The 22,827-nt window shown below is 68.1% G+C and carries 25 protein-coding genes and 1 pseudogene; 23 read left to right on the forward strand and 3 right to left on the reverse strand.

The features are described 5' to 3' along the window. The 9 genes from ACSHSS_RS15175 to ACSHSS_RS15215 form a co-directional block, all read left to right on the forward strand. On the forward strand, window positions 1–186 hold a 186-nt coding region (locus tag ACSHSS_RS15175), incomplete at its 5' end, for a hypothetical protein (protein ID WP_445545192.1). Window positions 187–204: 18 nt separating this feature from the next. After that, complete coding sequence (locus ACSHSS_RS15180) at window positions 205–771, forward strand: TetR/AcrR family transcriptional regulator (RefSeq protein WP_006399226.1); 567 nt, start codon at window positions 205–207, stop codon at window positions 769–771. Window positions 772–1,004: 233 nt separating this feature from the next. Continuing rightward, window positions 1,005–1,430, forward strand: a complete 426-nt coding sequence (locus ACSHSS_RS15185) for an organic hydroperoxide resistance protein (protein ID WP_006399225.1) — start codon at window positions 1,005–1,007, stop codon at window positions 1,428–1,430. Between the two features lie 58 nt (window positions 1,431–1,488). After that, window positions 1,489–2,523, forward strand: a complete 1,035-nt coding sequence (locus ACSHSS_RS15190) for an alpha/beta hydrolase (RefSeq protein ID WP_006416006.1) — start codon at window positions 1,489–1,491, stop codon at window positions 2,521–2,523. Window positions 2,524–2,686: 163 nt separating this feature from the next. Then, a complete protein-coding gene (locus ACSHSS_RS15195; RefSeq protein ID WP_244142377.1) occupies window positions 2,687–2,923 on the forward strand; it encodes a hypothetical protein in 237 nt (78 codons plus the stop codon). Window positions 2,924–2,946: 23 nt separating this feature from the next. After that, on the forward strand, window positions 2,947–4,005 hold the full coding sequence (locus tag ACSHSS_RS15200) for a maleylacetate reductase (protein ID WP_006416011.1): 1,059 nt from the start codon (window positions 2,947–2,949) through the stop codon (window positions 4,003–4,005). A 342-nt stretch (window positions 4,006–4,347) separates the two neighbouring features. After that, window positions 4,348–4,719: a CidA/LrgA family protein gene (locus ACSHSS_RS15205; protein ID WP_006399220.1), complete on the forward strand. Its 372-nt coding sequence runs from the start codon at window positions 4,348–4,350 to the stop codon at window positions 4,717–4,719. Beyond that, the gene (locus ACSHSS_RS15210) at window positions 4,716–5,450 is read left to right on the forward strand and encodes an LrgB family protein (RefSeq protein WP_006415993.1); all 735 of its coding nucleotides are present in this window, start codon (window positions 4,716–4,718) and stop codon (window positions 5,448–5,450) included. The genes ACSHSS_RS15205 and ACSHSS_RS15210 overlap by 4 nt, the downstream gene beginning before the upstream one ends. A gap of 215 nt (window positions 5,451–5,665) precedes the next feature. Further along, window positions 5,666–5,974, forward strand: coding sequence for a hypothetical protein (locus tag ACSHSS_RS15215; protein WP_006399218.1), 309 nt, complete (start codon window positions 5,666–5,668; stop codon window positions 5,972–5,974). 131 nt (window positions 5,975–6,105) lie between these two features. On the opposite strand, the gene wrbA is transcribed toward ACSHSS_RS15215, so the two are convergent. Beyond that, complete coding sequence (wrbA, locus tag ACSHSS_RS15220) at window positions 6,106–6,708, reverse strand: NAD(P)H:quinone oxidoreductase (RefSeq protein ID WP_006416907.1); 603 nt, start codon at window positions 6,706–6,708, stop codon at window positions 6,106–6,108. 62 nt (window positions 6,709–6,770) lie between these two features. Next, on the reverse strand, window positions 6,771–7,496 hold the full coding sequence (locus ACSHSS_RS15225) for a pirin family protein (RefSeq protein WP_006405401.1): 726 nt from the start codon (window positions 7,494–7,496) through the stop codon (window positions 6,771–6,773). Window positions 7,497–7,623: 127 nt separating this feature from the next. On the opposite strand from ACSHSS_RS15225, the gene ACSHSS_RS15230 reads away from it, so the two are divergent. The 13 genes and pseudogenes from ACSHSS_RS15230 (at window position 7,624) to ACSHSS_RS15290 (ending at window position 21,162) form a co-directional block, all read left to right on the forward strand. Continuing rightward, window positions 7,624–8,508, forward strand: coding sequence for a LysR family transcriptional regulator (locus ACSHSS_RS15230; protein WP_006416914.1), 885 nt, complete (start codon window positions 7,624–7,626; stop codon window positions 8,506–8,508). Window positions 8,509–8,714: 206 nt separating this feature from the next. After that, window positions 8,715–8,909 (forward strand): DUF3311 domain-containing protein, encoded by a 195-nt coding sequence (locus tag ACSHSS_RS15235; RefSeq protein WP_006416922.1) that lies wholly within the window; start codon window positions 8,715–8,717, stop codon window positions 8,907–8,909. 78 nt (window positions 8,910–8,987) lie between these two features. Next, window positions 8,988–10,320: pseudogene (locus ACSHSS_RS15240) on the forward strand (sodium:solute symporter family protein). A gap of 36 nt (window positions 10,321–10,356) precedes the next feature. Next, window positions 10,357–12,024, forward strand: coding sequence for an amidohydrolase (locus ACSHSS_RS15245; RefSeq protein WP_048996531.1), 1,668 nt, complete (start codon window positions 10,357–10,359; stop codon window positions 12,022–12,024). Next, window positions 12,021–13,013 (forward strand): CobW family GTP-binding protein, encoded by a 993-nt coding sequence (locus ACSHSS_RS15250; RefSeq protein ID WP_006416896.1) that lies wholly within the window; start codon window positions 12,021–12,023, stop codon window positions 13,011–13,013. The genes ACSHSS_RS15245 and ACSHSS_RS15250 overlap by 4 nt, the downstream gene beginning before the upstream one ends. Window positions 13,014–13,150: 137 nt before the next feature. Beyond that, window positions 13,151–14,080, forward strand: coding sequence for a TauD/TfdA dioxygenase family protein (locus ACSHSS_RS15255; protein WP_048996567.1), 930 nt, complete (start codon window positions 13,151–13,153; stop codon window positions 14,078–14,080). Between the two features lie 52 nt (window positions 14,081–14,132). Next, the gene (locus ACSHSS_RS15260) at window positions 14,133–15,188 is read left to right on the forward strand and encodes an ABC transporter substrate-binding protein (protein WP_048996524.1); all 1,056 of its coding nucleotides are present in this window, start codon (window positions 14,133–14,135) and stop codon (window positions 15,186–15,188) included. A gap of 152 nt (window positions 15,189–15,340) precedes the next feature. Continuing rightward, on the forward strand, window positions 15,341–16,261 hold the full coding sequence (locus ACSHSS_RS15265) for an ABC transporter ATP-binding protein (protein ID WP_006416902.1): 921 nt from the start codon (window positions 15,341–15,343) through the stop codon (window positions 16,259–16,261). Then, window positions 16,261–17,139, forward strand: a complete 879-nt coding sequence (locus ACSHSS_RS15270) for an ABC transporter permease (protein WP_006416921.1) — start codon at window positions 16,261–16,263, stop codon at window positions 17,137–17,139. Before ACSHSS_RS15265 ends, ACSHSS_RS15270 begins: the two co-directional genes overlap by 1 nt. A 436-nt stretch (window positions 17,140–17,575) precedes the next feature. Continuing rightward, a complete protein-coding gene (locus tag ACSHSS_RS15275; RefSeq protein WP_006416915.1) occupies window positions 17,576–17,989 on the forward strand; it encodes a DoxX family protein in 414 nt (137 codons plus the stop codon). A 129-nt stretch (window positions 17,990–18,118) separates the two neighbouring features. After that, complete coding sequence (locus ACSHSS_RS15280; protein WP_006416920.1) at window positions 18,119–19,111, forward strand: dTDP-4-dehydrorhamnose reductase family protein; 993 nt, start codon at window positions 18,119–18,121, stop codon at window positions 19,109–19,111. Window positions 19,112–19,382: 271 nt separating this feature from the next. Next, window positions 19,383–19,712, forward strand: a complete 330-nt coding sequence (locus ACSHSS_RS15285) for an H-NS histone family protein (protein WP_006399203.1) — start codon at window positions 19,383–19,385, stop codon at window positions 19,710–19,712. A gap of 202 nt (window positions 19,713–19,914) precedes the next feature. Next, the gene (locus ACSHSS_RS15290) at window positions 19,915–21,162 is read left to right on the forward strand and encodes an MFS transporter (protein WP_006416932.1); all 1,248 of its coding nucleotides are present in this window, start codon (window positions 19,915–19,917) and stop codon (window positions 21,160–21,162) included. A 10-nt stretch (window positions 21,163–21,172) separates the two neighbouring features. On the opposite strand, the gene ACSHSS_RS15295 is transcribed toward ACSHSS_RS15290, so the two are convergent. Continuing rightward, on the reverse strand, window positions 21,173–22,432 hold the full coding sequence (locus ACSHSS_RS15295; RefSeq protein ID WP_006416898.1) for a LysR family transcriptional regulator: 1,260 nt from the start codon (window positions 22,430–22,432) through the stop codon (window positions 21,173–21,175). A 54-nt stretch (window positions 22,433–22,486) separates the two neighbouring features. On the opposite strand from ACSHSS_RS15295, the gene ACSHSS_RS15300 reads away from it, so the two are divergent. Further along, window positions 22,487–22,774 (forward strand): hypothetical protein, encoded by a 288-nt coding sequence (locus ACSHSS_RS15300; protein ID WP_162137820.1) that lies wholly within the window; start codon window positions 22,487–22,489, stop codon window positions 22,772–22,774. The last annotated feature ends 53 nt before the right edge of the window (window positions 22,775–22,827 follow it).

Consider the following 22,827-nt stretch of genomic DNA (forward strand, 5'->3'; position numbering starts at 1 on the left):
GTGACCGCACCGGCGCGCGGCCGTTGCAGCGCGGATCGCGTCGCGGCCGCGACGCCCGGCTGCGAGTGTCGCATCGTTTCGCTTGCGTTGCAGGGCGGTTGTAAACCATGCCGGAATCGCGGCTTGCTGGCGGGCGCCATCTTTTTTTCGTCGAGCCGAAAAAAATCCTTGACTCTCTATCTATGAGTAGATAAAGTTCGATCCATGGAAACGAAACCGACCGTCCGCGAACAGATTCTCGATCACGCGATCACGCTGATGATGCTGCGCGGCTACAACGGCTTCAGCTATCGCGACCTGTCCGATCTGGTGGGCGTGAAGACGTCGAGCATCCATTACTACTTCCCGTCGAAGGACGATCTCGTGCTGGAAGCGGTAGCGGCATACAGCGACGAAGTGCTGGCCGCGATGCGCGCGATCGATCCGTCGTTGCCGGCCGACGTGAAGCTGAGCCTGTACACGAAGCTGTTCGGGCGCACGCTCGGCGACGGCGACCGGATCTGCCTGTGCGGCATGCTCGCGGCCGATATCGAGTCGCTGCCCGACAACGTGCGGCAGGCGGTGCAGGCGTTCTTCCAGGCGAACGAGCGCTGGCTCGCAGAGCTGCTCGCGCAAGGCGCGAAGGAAGGCACGCTGAGCTTCAGCGGCAAGCCCGACGCGGCGGCGCGCGCGCTGTACGCGGCGTTCCAGGGCAGCGTGCTCGCGAGCCGGCTGTTTCATACACGGGCGCGCCTCGAGGATGTCGAGGCGGTCTGGAAGACGCGGGCCTGACGACGGGGCGCGTGAGCAAGAAGGAGGGCGGTTCGCCGCCCTTTTATTGGATTTGGTTATCTATCTGTTGGTAGATAGACTAAGTTGCGCAGATGCCTGAGCGTCTGCATTTTTTGGGGATGTTTATCTATCTATGAGTAGATAAACAAACGCGAAGCCGGCGACGACGATGCCGCCTGCGAGCGATCCCGGTTGGAAGGTTGTTCCACTCACTCGTTGAAAAGGAGTCTGTCATGTCCATCGAAAAAGTGCTGTACCGCGCTCACGCCAAAGCCACCGGCGGCCGCGACGGCCGTGCGACGGTGCCCGAAAGCAATCTGGATCTGAAGCTCACGACGCCGCGCGAACTCGGCGGCGCGGGCGGTGCAGGCGCGAATCCCGAGCAGTTGTTCGCGGCCGGCTACAGCGCGTGCTTCATCGGCGCGATGAAGTTCGTCGCGGCGCGCGACAAGATCGCGATGCCCGCCGATGCGTCGATCGAAGGCAGCGTCGGCATCGGCGCGATCCCGAACGGCTTCGGTATCGAAGTCGAACTGAAGATCTCGCTGCCGGGCCTCGAGCGCGAGGTCGCGCAGACGCTGATCGAGCGCGCGCATGTCGTCTGCCCGTACTCGAATGCGACGCGCGGCAACATCGACGTCACGCTGACGCTCGTCTGACCGTCCATCGCAACCGATCCGTTCATCGCCATCCCTTACCCGATTCAGGAGTCTCATCATGAAGATCGTCAAGCCGCTGCTGATCGCCGCCGCCGTCGCGGCATTGTCTTCCGCCGTTCCGGCCGCGTTCGCGGCAGGTCCCGACACCGTGCGCCCCGACGCGACGACGAGCGCGTTTCTCGCCGCGTTGAACGCGCAGAAGGGCCCGGGCCTCGAAACGCTGAGCCCCGCGAAGGCGCGGCAGGTGCTCGTCGACGCACAGAACGGCGTAAAGGTCGACCTGTCGGGGATCGACGTGTCGAACCGCACGATCGAGCAGGACGGGCTGTCCGTGCCGATCACGATCGTGCGTCCGCAACACGCGACGGGCACGCCGCCCGTGTTCATGTTCTTCCACGGCGGCGGCTGGGTGCTCGGCGATTTCCCGACGCACGAGCGGCTCGTGCGCGACCTCGTCGTGCAATCGGGTGCGGTGGCCGTGTTCGTCAACTACACGCCGTCGCCGGAAGCGCGTTACCCGGTCGCGATCAATCAGGCCTATGCGGCGACGAAGTGGGTGGCCGCGCACGGTGCCGAGATCGGCGTCGACGGCAGCCGTCTCGCGGTGGTTGGCAATAGCGTCGGCGGCAACATGGCGGCGGTCGTCGCGCTGATGGCGAAGGACAAGGGCGGCCCGGCGATTCGCTTCCAGGGTTTGCTGTGGCCCGTCACCGATCACGACTTCGACACGGGTTCGTATCGCGCGTATCAGCAGGGCCACTTCCTGACGCGCCCGATGATGAAGTGGTTCTGGGACGCGTACACGAAGAACGACGCGCAGCGCAACGAGATCTATGCGTCGCCGCTGCGCGCGAGCGTCGCGCAACTGAAGGGGCTGCCGCCCGCGCTGATCCAGGTCGCGCAGTTCGACGTGCTGCGCGACGAAGGCGAGGCATACGGCCGCAAGCTCGACGCGGCCGGCGTCGAAGCGACGACGACGCGTTACGACGGCACGATCCACGATTTCGGGCTGCTCAACGCATTGGCCACCGATGCGCCTACGCAGGCGGCGCTGAAGGCGATGGCGAACGAAATCGCGACGCGTTTGAAGTAAGGGCGCATTCGCGCGCGCCGTAAGGTGCGCGCGGAGATCGACGCGGCGGGCCTATGCCCGCCGCTTTTGCGTGTAGGCCAGGCCAACCGAAAGCGTCGCGCAGGACGCGGTGCTCGGCCCGTTCGTGACGGTCACGACGTTTCGCACCGGCGAAGAGGCGCTCGTGATCGCGGACGGCACCGCATGCAGGCTCGGCGCCGGACTTCGCGCGCGATTTGAAAAGCGGCGCAGTGCAGATCGACTGCGACAAGCGCGGCAGCGCCGGCTCGCGGTTCGACGGCGTCGGTCCGAGCGGACGACCGGCGCGAGAAGCGGCTACGACGCGATGCACGAGTACGCGCATGCGAAATCGCTCCGGCTCGACGTCGACGCGCAGATTCCGCCGTACTATCCGCGTTGAACCTTTACACGGAGCGCATCGCGATGCATTCGTTCGTCTACAACGGCCTGCCGTCGCGCGTCATATTCGGCGCGGGCAGTCTCGCGCAGTTGCCGCAGGAAATCGAGCGCCTTGGCGCGACGCGCGCGATCGTGCTGTCGACGCCGCCGCAGCGCGCGCAGGCCGAAGCGCTCGCGCATCGGCTTGGCGCGCGCGCCGCCGGCGTGTTTGCCGAAGCGGTGATGCACGTGCCGAACGAGACGGCGCGCGCGGCCCGCGCATTCGCCGCGCAGGTCGATGCGGACTGCGCGATCGCGATCGGCGGCGGCTCGACGACGGGCCTCGGCAAGGCGATCGCGCTCGATTCGGGGCTGCCTATCGTCGCGGTGCCGACGACCTATGCCGGCTCCGAAATGACGCCGATCTACGGGCTCACCGAAGGCGGCGTGAAGAAGACGGGCCGCGACCTGCGCGTGCTGCCGAAGGCGGTGATCTACGATCCGGACCTGACGCTGTCGCTGCCGGTGGCGCTCTCGGTGACGAGCGGGATCAACGCGATCGCGCACGCGGCCGAAGGGCTGTACGCGCCCGACGCGAACCCGGTCGTGAGCCTGATGGCGGAGCAAGGCATCCGTGCACTGGCCGGCGGCCTGCCGCGCATCGTGCACGACGCGCACGACGCCGACGCGCGCGCCGACTGTCTGTACGGTGCCTGGCTGTGCGGCGCCGTGCTCGGCAGCGTCGGGATGGCGCTGCATCACAAGCTGTGCCATACGCTCGGCGGCACGCTGAACCTGCCGCACGCGGAAACCCATACGATCGTGCTGCCGCATGCGCTCGCTTACAACCGCGACGCCGCGCCGGCCGCGATGCGCCGCATCGCCGCCGCGCTCGGCGCCGACGACGCGGCACGCGGCGTCTTCGATCTCGCGCGTGCGAGCGGCGTGCCGGTCGCGCTGAAGGACATCGGCATGGACGAGGCCGACATCGAACGCGTGCTCGATCTCGCGTTGCGCAACCCGTACTGGAACCCGCGTCCGCCCGAGCGCGCGTCGCTGCGCGCGCTGCTCGAAGACGCCTATGCGGGCCGCCGGCCGGCGTGAGCGGCGCGACGGGCGGCGAGCCCGTCACGGCGTGCAGGTTACACCGACGAAGAGGCGAGACGGAGCCGAGTTCCGACGCACACGCCGATGAAGCGCCGAGCGCGATCCTCGACACGGTGCGCGCGACATTCGATGCCTGCGACGATCTGCGGCTCAAAACGATCATAAGCGCACTCGTGCCGCTACCTGCACCGCTTCGCGCGAGCATGGACTGACGCCGGCCGAATGACGCTGCAGGCTTCGCGAACTTGGTACGATCGCGCTTACCGCGCGCGCCGAGGCCGGTAGCGGCCGGCGCGTGCCGGCCGCCGCGGCGCGCGCCGTCGTCAGGAGAATTGCTTCATGTTGCAGGCTTTCGCGGTATTGCTGACCTTCCAGTGTCTCGGGGAAGGCGTGTCCTATCTGTTCGGTTTGCCGGTGCCCGGCCCGGTGATCGGCATGCTGCTGTTGTTCGGTTTCGCGATGCTGCGGCCGCAGGTCGCCGACGCGATCGAGCCGACCGCGCTCGAACTGCTGCGCCATCTGTCGCTGCTGTTCGTGCCGGCCGGCGTCGGGATCATGGTGTCGGCGGGCCGCGTGCGCGGCGACGCGGTCGCGGTCGTCGTCGCGCTCGTCGTCAGCACGACGCTCGCGATCGCGGTTACCGCACTCGTCACGCGCGCGTTGCTGCGGCGCCAGCAACGTGCGGCCGGCACCGCGGAGGGCACGCGATGACGGCCTTCCCGAAACTCGGCGCGATCTGGGTCTACCTCGCCGCGAGTCCGCTGCTGGGCCTGACGATCACGCTGATCGCGTATCTCGTCGCGCAGGCCGTCTATGCGCGCGCCCGCTTCAATCCGCTCGCGAACCCGGTGCTGATCGCGGTCGCGCTGATCGTCGCGCTGCTGACGCTGACGCGCACGCCGTACCCGACGTATTTCGAAGGGGCGCAGTTCGTCCACTTCCTGCTCGGCCCCGCGACCGTCGCGCTCGCACTGCCGCTGTATCGCCAATGGGCGAAGCTGCGCCGCGCGGCGGTGCCGCTGCTGATCGGGCTCGTCGCCGGTTCGCTGACGGCGATCGTGTCGGCGGTCGGCATCGCCGCGTTGCTCGGCGCGTCTCATCAGACGATTGCGTCGCTCGCGCCGAAGTCCGCGACGACGCCGATCGCGATGGCGGTTGCCGCGGAGATTGGCGGCATTCCGTCGCTGACGGCCGTGCTCGTCATTTCGACCGGCATCTTCGGCGCCGTCTGTGCGCGCAGCATCCTGAACGCGCTGCGCATCGACGAGCCTGCGGTGCGCGGCTTCGCGCTCGGCGTCGCCTCGCATGGCATCGGTACCGCGCGCGCGTTTCAGGTCAGCGAGGAAGCCGGTGCGTTCGCCGGGCTCGGGATGGGACTCAATGGCGTGCTGACCGCGTTCGTCGTGCCGATCCTGCTGCCGATCGTGTCGCGCTGGCTCTGAGCGGCGCGCTGCGGTCGTACGGCAAGACCGCGTTGCGTGTCTCGATCGCGGCCGGCACGTATGCGGGCCGTTATCGCCGGAATTCACGAATGCACAAGGACAATTCCGCGGCGATCGGCTAACGTTGCATCGGCGCCGTCGTGCGCAACCGAGATCCGTCGCGAGCGCGCCGGCGCCGCTCGATTCACCATCAACAATCGACAAGGAGATCCGGCATGAAGCAGTCTCGCGTGGTTTCGGTGGCAGTGGCAGTCACGGCGTCGTTCGGTCTGCTGTTGACCGCCGCGCCGGCGGCATGGGCGCAGGACACGACGGCGGCATCCGCGCCGACGCAGAAGCAGCTCGACAAGGCGAAGAAGAAAGCGGCGCGCAAGGCGGCACGCGAGCGGCACGCGAAGGACCTGAAGGCGATCGGCACGGGCAGCGGCTATCGGCTGACCAACGATCAGAGCAACTATCCGCAGAACGCGGTGCAGAAGGCGCCGGCCAACGCGGCGCCGGCCGCGCCGGCTTCCGGGCAGTAACGCCGGCGGCGCACGACGCAGGACGCGCGACGCGCGGGCGGCCGGCACGGCGCCCGCCGCCCGCACGCGGCGTCGCGGCACCACGCCCGCGACGCACACGGTCGCGCTACGCGCGCGACCTGACGACAGGCTTACGAAGCGAGTTTCACCGCGAGTTCCGCGACGTGCTTGCCCTGATAGCGCGCGATGTCGAGCTCGTTTGCGCTCGGCTGACGGCTGCCGTCCGCGCCCGCGAGCGTCGTCGCGCCGTACGGCGTGCCGCCCGTGATCTCGTTCATCTTCACGAGCCCGCTGCAAGCATACGGCACGCCGACGATCACCATCCCGTGGTGCAGCAGCGTCGTATGGAACGACGTGATCGTCGTTTCCTGGCCGCCGTGCTGCGTGCCCGTCGACGCGAACACGCTGCCGATCTTGCCGACCAGCGCGCCCTTCATCCACAGGCCGCCCGTCTGGTCGAGGAACGTGCGCATCTGGCCGGCCATGTTGCCGAAGCGCGTCGGCGTGCCGAACAGGATCGCATCGTAGTTCGCGAGCTCGTCCACGGTCGCGACCGGTGCGGCCTGATCGACCTTGATGCCAATCGCCTTCGCCTGATCGGCGGGAATCGTCTCCGGCACGCGCTTGAGCGTGACTTCGACGCCGGGCACCGATTTCGCGCCTTCCGCGACGTGCTGCGCCATCGTTTCGACGTGTCCGTAGGACGAGTAGTAAAGAACGAGTACCTTGGCCATGTTGCGAATCTCCGCTTAAAAAAGGCCCCGCGCGCGGCGGGGCCCGGTTGTCCGAGCAGGCGTCATGCCCACTCGGCCGTCACTTCGATCGGACGCAGGTCGAAGACCAGCACTTCGGCATCGTGGCCATCGGCGAACGTCAGCGCCTGTTCGCCGCGAATCCGTGCGCCATCGCCTTCGCCGAGCGTCACGCCGTTGACCGTGACGCTGCCGCGCGCGACGTGCACGTAGGCGAAGCGATCCGGTGCGAGCTCGAGCGTCGCGCGTTCGTCGCCGTCGAACAGACCCGCGTAGATCCGCGTGTCCTGGCGAATCTTCAGCGAACCGGCGGCGCCGTCCGGCGACACGACGAGCGCGAGCTTGCCGCGCTTGTCGTCGGCCGCGACGTGCGTCTGCTGATAGCGCGGCGCGGCGCCTTTCTCGGCCGGTCCGACCCAGATCTGCAGGAAGTGGACGGGCGCGTCCGGCGAGTGGTTGAACTCGCTGTGGCGCACGCCGGTGCCGGCGCTCATCAGCTGCACGTCGCCCGGCACGATCACCGAGCCGGTGCCCATCGAGTCCTTGTGCTCCAGCGCGCCTTCGAGCACGTACGACAGGATTTCCATGTCGCGGTGCGGGTGCGTGCCGAAGCCGCGCGCCGGCGCGACGCGATCGTCGTTGATCACCAGCAGATCGGAGAAGCCGACCTGCTGCGGATCGAAGTAGTTCGCGAACGAGAACGTGTGACGGGAGCTGAGCCAGCCGTGCTCCGCACGGCCGCGTTGGTTTGCTGCACGGATGTCGATCATGATGGGTCCTTGGTGACGCGTCGCCTCGGAAGTGGGCAGTCGCGTTGTGTTGACATCCATCGTAGGTCAATCGATTTGACAAATAAATCGCTGAGGCGATAATCGCTGTCACATTCAAGTGGACAATATGGAACTCAACGACCTCCGGATCTTCGTCGCGACCGTCGATGCGGGCAGTTTCACCGCGGCGGCCGATCAACTGATGCTGTCGAAGCAGTTCGTCAGCCGGCGCACGATGGCGCTCGAGGCGTCGCTCGGCGTGCGCCTGCTGCACCGGAACACGCGCAATCTCGCCGTGACGGAATCGGGCCAGGAGTTCTATGCGCGCGCGCAGCGGATCCTCGCGGAAGTCGCCGATGCCGAGCAGGCGATGTCGGTGCGCAGCACCGAACTGCACGGTTCGCTGAAGATCAGCGCGCCGCTGTCGTTCGGGATCACGCACGTCTCGCCGCTGATCGCCGAGTTCCTGTCCGCGCATCCGGCCGTGCGGCTCAATCTCGATCTGACCGATCGGCGCGTCGACGTGATCGGCGAGGGCTTCGATCTGGTGCTGCGGATCGGCGCGCTCGAGGATTCGACGCTGATCGCGCGGGCGCTCGGCGCATGGAAGATGATCGCGTGCGCGAGCCCCGCCTATCTGAAGCGGCACGGCACGCCGGCGACGCCGGCCGAGCTCGCGCATCACACGTGCCTGCTGTACGGGCGCGAGCGGCGCGTCGGCTGGGAATTCCGCGTCGACGGTGCGCCGCGCACGTTCGACGTGCAGGGGCCGCTCGTCGCGAACAACGGCGAAGTCGTGCGCGATGCGGCGATCGCGGGGCTCGGCATCGCGCTGCTGCCGTCCTTCATCGTCGGCGCGGCGCTCGACGGCGGCGCGCTCGTGCCGGTGCTCGACGCGTATGCGCCCGCACCGATCACGCTGAACGCGGTGTTTCCGCAGCATCGCGAAGGCTTCGTCACGCTGCGTACGTTCATTGGATTTCTCGCCGAACGCCTCGGTCCGCGCGCGTGACGCGGTGCGGTGCGGTGCGGCGCGGCGCAGTGCGTCGCGCGTCGCGTTCGCGTTCGCCTGCACGCCCGCTGGCCCAAACGATTCCCCGCGTCTGGCACTATCGCCGCGCATTTTGGCTTCGAATACTGGGTTCGACGATTGCGCGCGACGTGCCGCCGCGCGCTCGCATCGCTGTTCCCGACGAACCCGTTAGCGAGGAGGCGTGCATGCTCCGATATCTGATCGGCATCGGTATTCCGTATCTCGGTGTGATGGGCGTGCTGCCGTGGGTCGCGTCGCAGGACCGCTACGTGTTCGGCGTGCCGTTCCTGTTCATGTGGATCTTCGCGTGGTTCGTGCTGACGTCCGGCTGCCTGTTCGCGTGCTGGATGCTGTTCGACCGCCACACGCCCGGCGCGTAGCCGGTTCGTTCGCGCGGACCGCCGGCCGCCTGCGCTTTCCGGCGAACCCTTCGTTCCCGTCCTTTCGCCGAGGTGCGCATGTCCACGGTCGTCTTCGCCGCGCTGATCGCGCTGTCGCTTTACCTGGCCTACCGCTCGCGACGCGGGCACGGCAAGCAGAGCGTGCATGACTTCTTCGTCGCGTCCGGCCAGTTCGGCACGGCGCTGCTGTTCTTCCTGACCGCCGGCGAGATCTACAGCATCGGCACGATGGTCGGCTTTCCCGGCGGGATCTACGCGAAAGGGCCGACCTACGGCGCATGGTTTCTCGGTTATATCCTGCTCGCCTATCCGATCGGGTATTTCATCGGCCCGAAGATCTGGGAAGCCGGGCGCCGGCATCATGCGATCACGCTCGCCGATCTGTTCAAAGGCCATTACGGCAGCCGCGCGCTCGGGGCTCGCCGCCGCATTGAAAGGACTCGGCTGGCACGTCGATCCGCTGTATCTGATCCTCGTCTGCGCAGCGCTCGCGTTCACGTATATCGCGATGTCGGGCGTGCGCGCGTCCGCGTATATCGCGATCCTGAAGGACATCCTGATGCTGCTCGCGATCGTCGTCACGGGCACGGCCGTCGCATTGAAGGTCGGCAGCGTGCATCCCGTGTTCGAAGCCGCGAGCCGGCACGTGAGCAACACGATGACCGCACCGCAGCTGCGCTTCTCGATGGGCACGATGCTCTATCAGTCGCTCGGCTTCTACATCATGCCGTTCGCGGTGCAGGGCTTTTTCACGGCGCGCGGGCCGAACACGATTCGCCGCACGCAGGTCGCGATGCCGCTGTACATGTTGATGTATCCGTTCCTCGTCGTCGCGTCGTATTACGCGATCAGTGCGAACCTGAAGCTCGCGTCGCCGAACGATGCATTCTTCGCGGCCGTCGTCCATCTGCTGCCGGGCTGGCTGATCGGGCTCGTCGCGGCCGGTGCCGCGCTGTCGGGGCTGCTCGTGCTCGCCGGCATCTGTCTCGCGATCGGGCCGATCGTCACGCGCAACCTGATGCCGAATCTGCCCGAGACGCGCCAGAAGCGCGCGGCGAAATACGTGATCGTCGGCTATCTGCTGCTGTCGATCGCGACGACAATGCTGACGCCGAACCTGATGCTCACGCTGATCAACACGACGTTCTACGGCATCGCGCAGTTTCTGCCCGGCGTGCTGATCCTGCTCGCCGGGCGTCGCGTGCGGCCCGTCGCCGTGGCGTCGGGCATGCTGTGCGGGCAGGCGCTCGCGATGCTGTTTTACCTGTTGCACGTCGATTTCGGCGGCATCAATCTCGGCCTGGTGTGCCTCGTCATCAACATGCTGGTCGTCGCGGCCGTGCACGCGACGCTGCGCGGGCGACCGGTCAAGCACTATGCGGTGTCCTGACGCGCGTGTCGCGCGTCTCATGGAGGAAAACCATCGATGCAAGCCCTCGCGAGCCCCGACGCGCGCGTGACGATCTTCGCCGCGCGCCGCATCCTGACGATGAATCCGGCGCAGCCGGCGGCCACGCACGTCGCGGTGCGCGACGGCCGCATTCTCGCGGTCGGCGACGCCGACGACGCGGCCGCGTGGCACACGCGCTTCGGCGCATGCGCGACCGACGACACGCTGCGCGACCGGGTGCTGATGCCGGGTTTCGTCGAAGGGCATTGCCATCTGATGGAAGGCGCGATGTGGGATGCCGTGTACGTCGGCTACTACGATCGCCGCGGGCCGGACGGCACGTCATGGCCGGGCCTGCGCTCGCTCGACGCGGTGCTCGACCGGCTCGCACAGGCCGAGCGCGCGATGACCGACGACGGGCCGCTGCTCGCCTGGGGCTTCGATCCGATCTTCTTCGGCACGTCGCGGCTGACGGTGCGCGAGCTCGATCGCGTATCCGCGCGCCGGCCGATCGTGATCCTGCATGCGAGCGTGCACCTGATGAACGTGAACGGCGCGATGCTCGCGCAGGCAGGCATCGACGAGGACACCGACATCGACGGCATCTCGCGCGACGCCGACGGGCGTCCAACCGGCGAATTGCAGGAGTTCGCGGCGATGTTCCCGGTCTATCAGGCGATCGGCAGCAAGCTCGCGATTTCGGCCGGCGAGCAGCCGCATGCGATCCGCAATTTCGGTCGTGTCGCGCAGCTCGCGGGCGTGACGACGGCGACCGACCTCGTGAACGATCTTTCGCCGGCAGGCAATCGCACGCTGCGCGACGTGACGGGCGACGTCGATTATCCGGTGCGCATCGTGCCGGCGTTCGCGCCGCAGCGCAGCCCCGCGCGCTCGGCCGACAGCGTGCTTGCCGAAGTGGCGCGCAATACCGACAAGCTGCGCTTCGGCGCGGTGAAGTTCATCGTCGACGGCTCGATCCAGGGCTTCACGGCGCGCGTGCGCTGGCCCGGCTACGCGGGCGGCCAGCCGAACGGGCTGTGGCTGATTCCGCCCGCGCAGCTCGTCGACGTGTTCGCGCCGTTTCACCGCGCGGGACTGCAGCTGCATATCCATACGAACGGCGACGAGGCGACCGAGGTCGTGCTCGACGCGATGACGACGCTGCTCGCGCGCGATCCGCGCCCCGATCATCGCCACACGCTGCAGCACTGCCAGATGGCGGACGCCGCGCAGCTCGCGCGCATCCGCGCGCTCGGGATGTGCGTGAACTTCTTCGCGAACCATCTGTACTACTGGGGCGACGCGCATTACGCGCAGACGATCGGCCCCGACCGTGCGAACCGGATGGACGCGGCCGGCTCCGCGCAGCGGCTCGGCATTCCGTACGCGCTGCATTCGGATGCGCCGATCACGCCGCTGAATCCGCTGTTTACCGCATGGTGCGCGGTGCAGCGCGAAACCGCGTCGGGGCGCGTGCTCGGCGAGCACGAGCGAATCTCGGTCGACGACGCGCTTCGCGCGATCACGCTCGGTGCCGCATATACGCTGAAGATGGATCATCTCGTTGGCAGCATCGAGGTCGGCAAATTCGCGGATTTCGCCGTGCTCGACGACGATCCGTCGCGCGTTGCGCCGGCGCGGCTCAAGGACGTGCGTGTGTGGGGCACCGTGCTGGGCGGACGCGTGTTCCGCGCACCGCAATGAACGCGGCCGCCGCGCCGATCGATCTCGCGGTCGTCGGCGGCTATCTCGGCGCGGGCAAGACGACCGTCGTGAACGCGATCCTGCAGGCGCCGCACGGGCGCCGCATCGCGGTGCTCGTCAACGACTTCGGTGCCGTCAACATCGACGCGCGGCTCGTGCGTGCGCGCGGCGACGACGTGATCGAACTCGACAACGGCTGCATTTGCTGCACGATCGGCGGCGCGCTCGTCGATGCGCTCACGCGCGTCGCCGCGCGCGATGCGCGTCCCGAACTGCTGCTCGTCGAAGCCAGCGGCGTCGCCGATCCCGCGAAGATCGCGCAGATCGGCATGCTCAACGGCGCGTTCCGACTGACGTCGGTGCTCGTCGTCGCCGACGCGCTGGCGCTCGACGATACGCTCGCCGATCCGCACGTCGGCGCGATCGCGCAACGGCAGCTCGACGGCGCGAGCGCGCTCGTCGTCACGAAGCTCGACCTGCTTGCGCCGCCGCAGCGCGACGCGGCGCTCGCGCGTGTGCGTGCGTGCGCATCGACCGACATCGTCGTTGCCGCGTCGCACGGCGCGATTCCGCTCGCGCTGCTGTTCGATGCCGCGGTGCCCGATCGGCGCGCGACGCTGCGTATCGCGCGTGGGCACCGGCCGCTCGGCAGCGACGCGATGCCGGCGCTCGCGAGCGTGACGGTCGTGCCGCCACAGGTGCTCGACAAGGCGCGGGTGCGCGCGTGGCTGAAGGCGCTGCCGCGCACGATCCTGCGCGCGAAAGGCATCGTGCGCGTCGCGGACGGCGACGACGTCGCGCTGCGCGTATGTCAGGTCGCGGCACGGCGCGTGCGCTTCACGCCGCACGAAGCGCAAGCCGAAGCCGACCGGCGCTGCGCGATGGTATTCATCGGCATTCTCGACGCCGACACCGTGACCGCGCTGCACGACGGGCTCGCGCAATGCCGCGCGCCGGGCGTGGCGGCGTCGCCGTCGCCCGTGGATTGACGGCGAACGATGGCAGGCCGACGCCCGAGCGTCGGTCTTTATCGTCAAAGCAGATAAACGTATCGAAATCGCTTCGTTGACGCTTGCGTTGCGGCGCTCGTAGATTCGCGTTTTTGACCGAATCGGAGGGCTGCACCGTGACGACCACTGCCACCCGCGACGCGGCACCGGATGCCGTCGTGCGACCGCCCGTGTCGCCCGCGTCGGCCGCGCCGCAGCGGTTCGAGATCGTGCCGTTCGATGCGCCGCTCGGTGCCGAAGTCGTCGGCATCGACCTGTCGCAGCCGCTCGACGCCGACGCGTTCGCGCGGATCCGGCGCGCCCATCTCGACCATCATGTGCTCGTGTTTCGCGACCAGCGCATCACGCCGGACGAACACGTCGCATTCAGCCGCCGCTTCGGCCCGCTGCAGACCCACGTGCTGCATCAGTTCGCGCTGCCCGGCCATCCGGAAGTGCTGATCGTGTCGAACATCGTCGAGAACGGCAAGCCGATCGGCCTTGGCGACGCCGGCTACTTCTGGCATTCCGACCTGTCGTACAAGCGCCGCCCGAGCCTCGGCTCGCTGCTGCACGCGCAGGAACTGCCGGCCGAAGGCGGCGATACGTTGTTCGCGAACATGCACCTCGCGTGGGACACGCTGCCGGAGGCACTGCGGCGCGCCGTCCAAGGGCGCCGCGCGGAGCACACCTATCTCGCGCGCTATGCGGAGCTGCAGGCGCGCAGCCCGTGGCGGCCGAACCTGTCCGCCGAGCAGATCGCGCAGGTCGAGCCGGTCGTGCATCCGGTCGTGCGCACGCATCCGGAGACGGGCCGCCGCGCGCTGTTCGTCAGCGAGCATTTCACGACGCGCATCGTCGGGCTGCCCGACGACGAAAGCCGTGCGCTGCTCGACGAATTGTTCGCGCACAGCGTGCGCGCCGAGCATCAGTATCGGCATCGCTGGCGCGACCACGACCTCGTGTTCTGGGACAACCGGTCGCTGCTGCATCTGGCGGCCGGCACGTCCGACCATCTGCGCCGCAAGCTGTACCGCACGACGATCGAAGGCGACGAACCGTTCTGATCGCACGCCGCGCCGCACCCGTTTCCGCCATTCATTTTCGACCGGAGGTCCGATGTCGTTTTCCTTTCTGTCCGCGCTGAGCGGCGCTGCATCGCGCCCGCGTCGCGCGCTCGCCGCGACGCTGGCCGCCGCGTTCGCATTCGCGGGTGTGGCCGCGCCGCAGGCCGCGCATGCCGAAGGCCGGATTCGCATCGCCGAGCAGTTCGGCGTCGTCTATCTGATGCTGAACGTCGCGCGCGACCAGCAACTGATCGAGAAGGAAGGGCGCAAGGCGGGGCTCGACATCAAGGTCGACTGGGTGCGGTTGTCGGGCGGCGCGGCCGTCAACGATGCGCTGCTGTCCGGGGCGGTCGACATCGCCGGCGCGGGTGTCGGCCCACTGCTGACCGTGTGGGACCGCACGCGCGGCCGGCAGAACGTAAAGGGCGTCGCGTCGCTCGGCAATTTTCCGTACTACCTCGTCAGCACCAATCCGAACGTCAGGACGATCGCGGACCTGAGCGCGAAAGACCGGATCGCGGTGCCAGCCGTCGGCGTCCCCGTGCAGTCGCGCGTGCTGCAGTATGCGGCCGCCAAGCAATGGGGCGACCGTCAGTTCGACCGGCTCGACGCGCTGACGCAGGCGATTCCGCACCCGGATGCGACGGCGGCGATCGTCGCGAACAGCAACGTGATCACGGGCCACTTCGGCAATCCGCCGTTTCAGGAGCAGGAACTGGCCGGCAATCCGAACGCGCATGTCGTGCTGAATTCGTACGACGTGCTCGGCGGTCCGAGCTCTGCGACCGTGCTGTACGCGACCGAGGCGTTTCGCCGCGACAACCCGAAAACGTACCGCGCGTTCGTCGCCGCGCTCGCGGATGCCGCGCAGCAGATCGCGGCGGACCCCGAGCGCGCGGCGGACGTCTACATTCGTGCGAACGGGTCGAAGATCGATCGCGCGTTGCTGCTGAAGATCCTGCGCAATCCGCAGGTGCAGTTCAAGATCGCGCCGGAGAACACGCTGCGGCTCGCGCAGTTCATGTATCGCACGGGCGCGATTCGCCACGAGCCGACCTCGTGGCGCGACTATTTCTTCGACGATCCGGCGACGGCCGGCGGCAGTTGAGTGCGCCGAGGCACGCGTCGCCGCTGCTGCAGCGGCGGCATGCACGCTTATGCATCGCCCGGATTAGGTTATGCGCAATCGTTGGTTGGTGCGCGCATCGGGCAGCCGTATCGTGATGCGTTATCGACGTTTTTTCCGCGAGAGCTTCGATCGTGAACGCCCCTTCTTCCCGCACCTGGCTGCCGCCGTTCGCGGCGCGCGATCGCGCGTCGTCCGACACGGGCACGGCTGCGTCCGCGTCGCGTGACGCCCATCGCGCGGCGCCGCAGGCCGCACCGTCCGCCGCGCATAGCGCACGTCTGCTCGCGGTCGACCGCGTGACGCTCGAGTACCGCACCGGCACGCGCATCGTGCGTGCGACGCAGCAGGTCAGCTTCGACGTGTACGGCGGCGATCGTTTCGTGCTGCTCGGCCCGTCCGGCTGCGGGAAATCGACGCTGCTGAAGGCGATCGCCGGCTTCGTCGAACCGGTCGCCGGCACGATCTCGCTCGACGGCGCGCCGGTGCACGGGCCGGGCCCGGATCGCGTGGTCGTGTTCCAGGAGTTCGATCAGCTGCCGCCGTGGAAGACCGTCGTGGAAAACGTCGCGTTTCCGCTGCGCGTCGCCGCGAAGCTGACGCGTGCGGAGGCGCGCGAACGTGCGCTGCACTATCTCGACAAGGTCGGGCTCAGCACGTTCGCCGATGCGTATCCGCATACGTTGTCGGGCGGCATGAAGCAGCGCGTCGCCATTGCGCGCGCGCTTGCGATGCAGCCGCGCGTGCTGCTGATGGACGAGCCGTTCGCCGCGCTCGATGCGCTGACGCGCCGCAAGATGCAGGAAGAGTTACTGCGGCTGTGGGACGACGCGCGCTTCACGCTGCTGTTCGTCACGCACTCGATCGAAGAAGCGCTCGTCGTCGGCAACCGCATCCTGCTGCTGTCGCCGCATCCGGGCCGCGTGCGCGCGGAGCTCAACAGTCATGCGTATGGGCTCGACAGCGCCGGCAGCGGCGATTTCCGCGCGAGCGTCGCGCGCATTCATCGGCTGCTGTTCGACACCGATACACCGCAGACGGAGGAGGCCGCCTGATGCGACCGTTCGATCCCGTCCTGCCGCCCGTGCGCGCGGAATACGAGCGCGAGCTCGAACCGCCGCGCGACGCCGAGCGCGCGGCGCCGTTGCCGTTGGTGCGGCGTGTCGCCGACGCGGCGTGGTTTCGCCGCGCGGCGATCGCGTTCGTGCTGATCGCCGCATGGGAGCTCGTCGCGCGCTTCGTCGCGAACGATCTGCTCGTGCCGACCTTCAGCGCGACGCTGGCCGCGTTCGTCGACGGCATCGTGTCGGGCGAGCTGCTCGTGAAGACCGGCATCTCGATGTCGGTGCTGCTGCGCGGCTATGCGCTCGGCGTGCTACTCGCGTTCGTGCTGACGTCGGTGGCGGTGTCGACGCGCTTCGGCCGCGATCTGCTGACGATGCTCACCTCGATGTTCAATCCGTTGCCGTCGATCGCGCTGCTGCCGATCGCGTTGCTGTGGTTCGGGCTCGGCACCGGCAGCCTGCTGTTCGTCCTCGTGCATGCGGTGCTGTGGCCGCTCGCGCTGAACATGTATACCGGCTTCGTCGGCGTGCCGGCGACGCTGAAGATGGCGGGCCGCAACTACGGCCTCACCGGCCTGCGGCAGGTGCTGCTGATCCTCGTGCCGGCCGCGCTGCCGTCGATTCTGTCCGGGCTGCGCGTCGGCTGGGCGTTCGCGTGGCGTACGCTGATCGCCGCGGAACTCGTGTTCGGCGCGAGCGCCGGGCAGGGCGGGCTCGGCTGGTACATCTTTCAGAACCGCAACGAGCTCTATACGGACCGCGTGTTCGCCGGCCTGGCGGCCGTCATCGTGATCGGGCTGCTCGTCGAGCATCTCGTGTTCGACACGCTCGAGCGCGTGACCGTGCGCCGTTGGGGCGTCCAGCACTGACTCGGTAGCGGCACCAACGCGCGCCCGACGGCGTGCCGCTCGGACCGAGGTTGTCCACAGGGTTATGCACGAAAACTGTGGATAGCTTGGGGCGTGGCCGTGTGAGGCCGGTTCTGCGAGGGCAGCGCAGGGTGCCGCGTCGTGCGGCGTCTCCATTTTCCGTGCCGGCAATCCGTTCGATTGTCCACCAAATCGTGACAGCCAATCCGAATCAAGCCAATTGATGAATTTCGGCGGGACAGTAGACTGCACGCGTGCTTCGCCGAAACCGCTTCGAAGCCGCGCCGTGAAGGTGCGGCCGGTGCGGTTCTACGTGACGCGCGCCGACCGGCGCGCGGATCGATCGTGCGAGGAAAGGGTCCGTCGTCGACGTCGCCGCCCTGTATGGCGGCCGCTCGCTGCGGATGCAACGAACGTCAATTGAAGGATGACTGCCATGCGTTACCTGTCGCTGGAATCGAAGAAGGACGAGCTGCTGCTGGCCGCTCGCGTACTGTTGATGATCCTGTTCGTGCTGTTCGGCTGGCAAAAGCTGACCGGCTTTGCGGGCACCGTCGCCTATATGGCGTCGACCGGTTCGCCGTCGCCGGAGCTGTCGGCGGCGATCGCGGTGGGCGTCGAGCTGGTCGGCGGCGTGCTGATCGCGATCGGGTTCTACACGCGTCCGCTCGCGCTCGCGTTCGCCGTCTATACGCTCGCGACCGCGTTCATCGGCCATCGCTACTGGTCGCTGCAAGGGATGGACCAGTACCTCGCGATGATCAACTTCTACAAGAACATCAGCATCGTCGGCGCGTTCCTGCTGCTCGCGCTCACGGGCCCCGGCCGGTATTCGGTCGACCGGCAGTGACGAAGCGGCGCATCGGCGGATGCGGCAGCCCGGCGCGCGACGCGTGCGCCGGGCTTTTTTGATGGGACGCCCGCGCTTCGCTAAGATGGGCGACCGGAATCCGCCACGGCCTGCGCCTGCACTGCACCCATGACCGTCACTTCCCCGTCTTCCCGTCCCGCCACCGTTCTCGTGATCGGCGCGTCCGGCCTGCTCGGCCGCGCGGTCGTCGCGTCGCTGGCGCGCGATCCGGCGTTCGCGGCGATTGCCACGATCCGCAACCGCGATACGCGCGGCGCACGCCTGCTCGCGCTGCCGCCCGACAAGATCGCGATACTCGACGTACTCGATCGGCCGGCGCTCGAACGCGCATTCGACCTCTATCGGCCGGCGGCGGTCGTGGTCTGCGCGGCCGAGCGGCGCCCGGACGTCTGCGAGCGCGACCCGGCCGGCGCGCGCGCCATCAACGTCGACGCGCCGGCCCGCATCGGCGCGCTCGCTGCACACTACGGCGCATGGACGCTCGGCATCTCGACCGACTATGTCTTCGACGGGCGCGCGGCACCTTATCGCGAGGACGCGACGCCGAATCCGCTGAACGTCTACGGCCGCACGAAACTGGAAGGCGAAGCGGCGCTGCTCGCCGCGTCGCCGCTGTCGTGCGTGCTGCGCTTGCCGCTGCTGTACGGACCGATCGCCGACTGGAGCGAGTCGGCGGTGACGAGCCTCGTGCCGGCGATCGTCGCGTCCGCGCGCGCGGGCGCCGACGCGGTCGGGATGGACGCATGGGCGATCCGCTATCCGACCTACACGCCCGATGTCGCGGCCGTGATCCGCGATCTCCTGCATCGGCATCTGGCCGGTGCGTCGGTCCTCGGCATCCGCCATTGGTCGGGCGACGAAGCGATGACGAAGTACGAGATCGCGCAGCGTATCGCCGACGCGCTGGGCCTGCGCGCATCGCTCGCACCGATCGACACGCCGGCCGATGCGACGCCGCGTCCGTACGACTGCCATCTCGACGCGGCGCAGTTGCACGCGGTCGGCATTCATCATGCGACGCCGTTCGACACCGCGTTGCGCGAGGTGCTGCGCGATGCACCGCCGGTTCCGTCGCCATCGGCTGCGCCGCACAAGTCCTGAAACGCGCGGGCCGCGCACTGCTATCATTCGCGCCATGCCGCCTGTGCCAGGGGGCGGAGCCGGCGGCGAGGAGGTCGTCGCCGGCCGCGTGCGTCGTGCGCGTGCGCGTGTTGCGGTTCGACGGTGTGGTGTGGACGGCGCGCCGGCGTTCGACGAAGTTCGGACGCCGCTCGGTCGGCCGCGTCACACATTGCAACACGGATCGGCGGAACTTCGTGTTAGGTTCGGCCATCGGAGTTTTTCAGAAAACATGCCCAAAGAGGATGAATCAATGACCCAGGCCCTGCGGGATCTCGAAGCGCAGCTTCGAGACCTGAACATCAAGCTGTCGGAAGCCAAGCAGAAGGAGAAGCAGGCCGCACTCGCGGCATTCAAGCAGCAAGTCGAGCTGTACGGCATCACGCAACAGGAAGTGCTGAGCGCGCTCGGTTATATCGTCCAGCGCAAGCGCAAGGCGCCGGCCAAGTATTACGATCCGACGACCGGCCGCTCGTGGTCCGGCCGCGGTCCGAAGCCGAAATGGCTTGAAGGCAAGGATCTCGATTCGCTGCTCGTCGATCGCGAAGCGAAGACGTGGTGGCCCGGCGACGATCAGGGTTGAGGCAGGTCGCGCCGGACGGCAGGTCGGCGTAGCTCGCCTGGCGCGAGCAGGTTTTTCCGGCGATGCGTGGCGTCGCCGTTCTTCTGCGGTTTCATTGCGGCATCCCGTTCAGCCGGTCGTCGATCGTTCGACGGCCGGCTTTCCTTTTTTCTGCGTCCGCCGATTCGCCTAGAATGTCGCGAATATTTTTCGGCAGAACACGATGGCAGCAGACCTCCCTTCTTCGACGCTCGGCGATTCGTCGACGCCGCCTGTGCAGCAGGTCGGTCCCTACGCATGGAAGGCGCTCGCCGGCTCGGCGATCGGCTATGCGATGGACGGCTTCGACCTGCTGATTCTCGGCTTCATGCTGCCCGCGATCACGGCGGCGCTCCAGTTGACGCCGGGCGAGGGCGGCGCGCTCGTCACGTGGACGCTGATCGGCGCGGTCGCGGGCGGCATTCTGTTCGGCGCACTGAGCGATCGCTACGGACGCGTGCGCGTGCTCACCTGGACGATCATGCTGTTCGCGATCTTCACGGGCCTGTGCGCGTTCGCGCGCGGCTTCTGGGATTTGCTCGTCTACCGGACCGTCGCCGGGATCGGCCTCGGCGGCGAGTTCGGCATCGGCATGGCGCTTGCGGCCGAAGCGTGGCCCGCGAACCGGCGAGCGCGCGTGTCGTGCTACGTCGCGCTCGGCTGGCAGGTCGGCGTGCTGCTCGCGGCGCTGCTCACGCCCTGGCTGCTCGTGCATATCGGCTGGCGCGGGATGTTCGTCGTCGGCGTGGTGCCGGCGCTGCTCGCCTGGGTGCTGCGCAACCGGCTGCACGAGCCCGAGGTGTTCGTGCAACGCGCCGCGCAGCCGGCGTCCAATGCGTTCCGGATGCTCGTCGCCGACGGCCGCACCGCGCGCACCAGTGCCGGCATCGTGATCCTCTGCGCGGTTCAGAACTTCGGCTACTACGGCATCATGATCTGGCTGCCGACGTTCCTGTCGAAGCAGCTGGGCTTCTCGCTGACGAAGTCGGGGCTGTGGACCGCGGCGACCGTCGTCGGAATGATGCTCGGCGTCTGGGTGTTCGGCCAGCTCGCGGACCGCATCGGCCGCAAGCCGACCTTCCTGATCTACCAGCTCGGCTCGGTCGCGACCGTCATCGCCTATGCGCAGCTGTCGAATCCGACCGCGATGCTGTGGGCCGGCGCGTTGATGGGCATGTTCGTGAACGGGATGGTCGGCGGATACGGCACGCTGATGTCCGAAGGCTATCCGACCGCGGCGCGCGCGACCGCGCAGAACGTGCTGTGGAATATCGGCCGCGCGATCGGCGGCCTCGGGCCGATGACGGTCGGCGCGCTCGCCGCGCGCTACTCGTTCCAGACGGCGATTGCGCTGCTTGCGGGCCTGTACGTGCTCGACATGGTCGCGACGGTATTCCTGATTCCCGAACTGAAGGGCGTCGAACTCGAGTAGCGCACGCGCGCTAATGCGCGGCCTCTCGCGCGGCGATGCGCGGTCCGCGCGCGATGTCGGTCGCGACGACGCGTATCGCATCGATCAGCGCGCGCGCTGCCGGCGACGGCGGGCTGCCGCTGCGCGTGATCAGCCCGATGTCGCGCGTCGTGTCGTGCATCGGCACGTCGAGTACCGCGAGCAACCCCGACTCGCATTCGTAATGCAATTGCTGCGCGGACAGCACGGCCAGCATGTCGCTATGTAGCAGCAGCCCGCGGATCACCGCGAGATCGGCGCTTTCGACGGTCGGCATCGGCGGCTTGAGCTTCATGCGCCGGAACAGCGCATCGAACAGGCCGCGCGCGGGCGCATGGCTGCGCGGCAGGATCCATTGCGCGGCCGCGAGGCTGCGCAGCCCGAGATTGCGCACACGCGCGAGCGGATGGTCGCGGCGCGCCAGCACGACGAGATTCTCCGACATCAATCGTTCGTTCTCGAGGTCGCCGGCCGCATCGTTCGCGCGCAACGCGCCGAGAATGAAGTCGATGTCGCCCGCGCGCACGCCCGCGACGAGCGCTTCGTACGCGCTTTCGTCGGTGATCACGCGCACTTTCGGGAAACGCGTGACGACGCGCGCGACCGCTTCCGGCAGGATCAGCGTGCGGCCGAGCGGCAGCGCGCCGACGGTCACCACGCCCTGGATGCTGCCGTGCAATGCGGCGACGTCGTCGGCGACATGCCGCAACTCGTTCAGCGCGCGCCGCACGTGCAGCAGGAACGTTTCGCCGTCGGCCGTCAGCAGCAGGCCGCGCGGATGGCGATGAAACAGCGCGAAGCCGGCGCCGCTTTCGAGAATCCGGATCGCGCTGCTGACGGCCGGCTGCGTCACACCGAGCGCGCGCGCCGCGCTCGGCATGTGACGGTGCCGCGCGAGCGTCGAGAAGAGCTGCAGCCGCCGCGTGTTCAGCAGATACGCCGGCAGCCCGCCTTCGCCGGGCGCGCGCCGGCGCGACTGCCGCAACGCACACCAGTTCGCGAGTTCGCCGAGCTCGGCGAAGACGCGCTCGCTGCGTTTCAGCACCGCGCGTCCGACCGGCGTCGCCAGCATGCCGGACGGCTTGCGATCGAACAGCGGTTCGCCGAGCGCCGCTTCCACTTCCTGCACGGCACGCGTGACGGCCGATTGCGCACGAAACAGGGCGGCGGCCGCGCGGCTGACGCTGCCCGTTTCGGCAACGCGCTGGACGGCATACAGACACGCAAGGTTCGGCAGATCGTTGGAATCCATGGTCGCGGAAGTTCGATGGAAGGCACGCGAGCGTCGTCGCGGCGGAGGTCGCCAATGACGATCGACTTTACCGGAACGGCGCCGCCCGAGCTTGCGTCGTGCTTATCGACGTATCTGTTTTATTTATCGGGGATGAATCGGGCGACGCTGCCACGCGTGCCGCGCGGCGTGCGACGGCTGCGCGTGGAAGCCCTGTCCCGTGGGGCTGCGGCGTGTGCGGCACGGCTGCGGCGCGCTCGCCGAACGTGTACCGCACGCGACTTTCCGCTCAAAACCAAGGGTTTACCCCGACTGGGTGGCGACGATGCGCAATGGGTAATTTCGGCCTGGTCAGCAGCGTGAGTGCCGTTGCCGGCGACCGGGCGGGCCATCTGATCCGTTGTTCGTCCGATCGA

It is taken from the genome of Burkholderia sp. BC1, assembly GCF_052683555.1.

Coding starts and splice junctions, on each gene's coding strand:
- ACSHSS_RS15180 (WP_006399226.1), top strand. CDS start 205: ATGGAAACGAAACCGACCGTCCGCGAACAGATTCTCGATCACGCGATC.
- ACSHSS_RS15185 (WP_006399225.1), top strand. CDS start 1,005: ATGTCCATCGAAAAAGTGCTGTACCGCGCTCACGCCAAAGCCACCGGC.
- ACSHSS_RS15190 (WP_006416006.1), top strand. CDS start 1,489: ATGAAGATCGTCAAGCCGCTGCTGATCGCCGCCGCCGTCGCGGCATTG.
- ACSHSS_RS15200 (WP_006416011.1), top strand. CDS start 2,947: ATGCATTCGTTCGTCTACAACGGCCTGCCGTCGCGCGTCATATTCGGC.
- ACSHSS_RS15205 (WP_006399220.1), top strand. CDS start 4,348: ATGTTGCAGGCTTTCGCGGTATTGCTGACCTTCCAGTGTCTCGGGGAA.
- ACSHSS_RS15210 (WP_006415993.1), top strand. CDS start 4,716: ATGACGGCCTTCCCGAAACTCGGCGCGATCTGGGTCTACCTCGCCGCG.
- ACSHSS_RS15215 (WP_006399218.1), top strand. CDS start 5,666: ATGAAGCAGTCTCGCGTGGTTTCGGTGGCAGTGGCAGTCACGGCGTCG.
- wrbA (WP_006416907.1), bottom strand. CDS start 6,708: ATGGCCAAGGTACTCGTTCTTTACTACTCGTCCTACGGACACGTCGAA.
- ACSHSS_RS15225 (WP_006405401.1), bottom strand. CDS start 7,496: ATGATCGACATCCGTGCAGCAAACCAACGCGGCCGTGCGGAGCACGGC.
- ACSHSS_RS15230 (WP_006416914.1), top strand. CDS start 7,624: ATGGAACTCAACGACCTCCGGATCTTCGTCGCGACCGTCGATGCGGGC.
- ACSHSS_RS15235 (WP_006416922.1), top strand. CDS start 8,715: ATGCTCCGATATCTGATCGGCATCGGTATTCCGTATCTCGGTGTGATG.
- ACSHSS_RS15245 (WP_048996531.1), top strand. CDS start 10,357: ATGCAAGCCCTCGCGAGCCCCGACGCGCGCGTGACGATCTTCGCCGCG.
- ACSHSS_RS15250 (WP_006416896.1), top strand. CDS start 12,021: ATGAACGCGGCCGCCGCGCCGATCGATCTCGCGGTCGTCGGCGGCTAT.
- ACSHSS_RS15260 (WP_048996524.1), top strand. CDS start 14,133: ATGTCGTTTTCCTTTCTGTCCGCGCTGAGCGGCGCTGCATCGCGCCCG.
- ACSHSS_RS15270 (WP_006416921.1), top strand. CDS start 16,261: ATGCGACCGTTCGATCCCGTCCTGCCGCCCGTGCGCGCGGAATACGAG.
- ACSHSS_RS15275 (WP_006416915.1), top strand. CDS start 17,576: ATGCGTTACCTGTCGCTGGAATCGAAGAAGGACGAGCTGCTGCTGGCC.
- ACSHSS_RS15280 (WP_006416920.1), top strand. CDS start 18,119: ATGACCGTCACTTCCCCGTCTTCCCGTCCCGCCACCGTTCTCGTGATC.
- ACSHSS_RS15285 (WP_006399203.1), top strand. CDS start 19,383: ATGACCCAGGCCCTGCGGGATCTCGAAGCGCAGCTTCGAGACCTGAAC.
- ACSHSS_RS15290 (WP_006416932.1), top strand. CDS start 19,915: ATGGCAGCAGACCTCCCTTCTTCGACGCTCGGCGATTCGTCGACGCCG.
- ACSHSS_RS15295 (WP_006416898.1), bottom strand. CDS start 22,432: ATGGATTCCAACGATCTGCCGAACCTTGCGTGTCTGTATGCCGTCCAG.
- ACSHSS_RS15300 (WP_162137820.1), top strand. CDS start 22,487: ATGACGATCGACTTTACCGGAACGGCGCCGCCCGAGCTTGCGTCGTGC.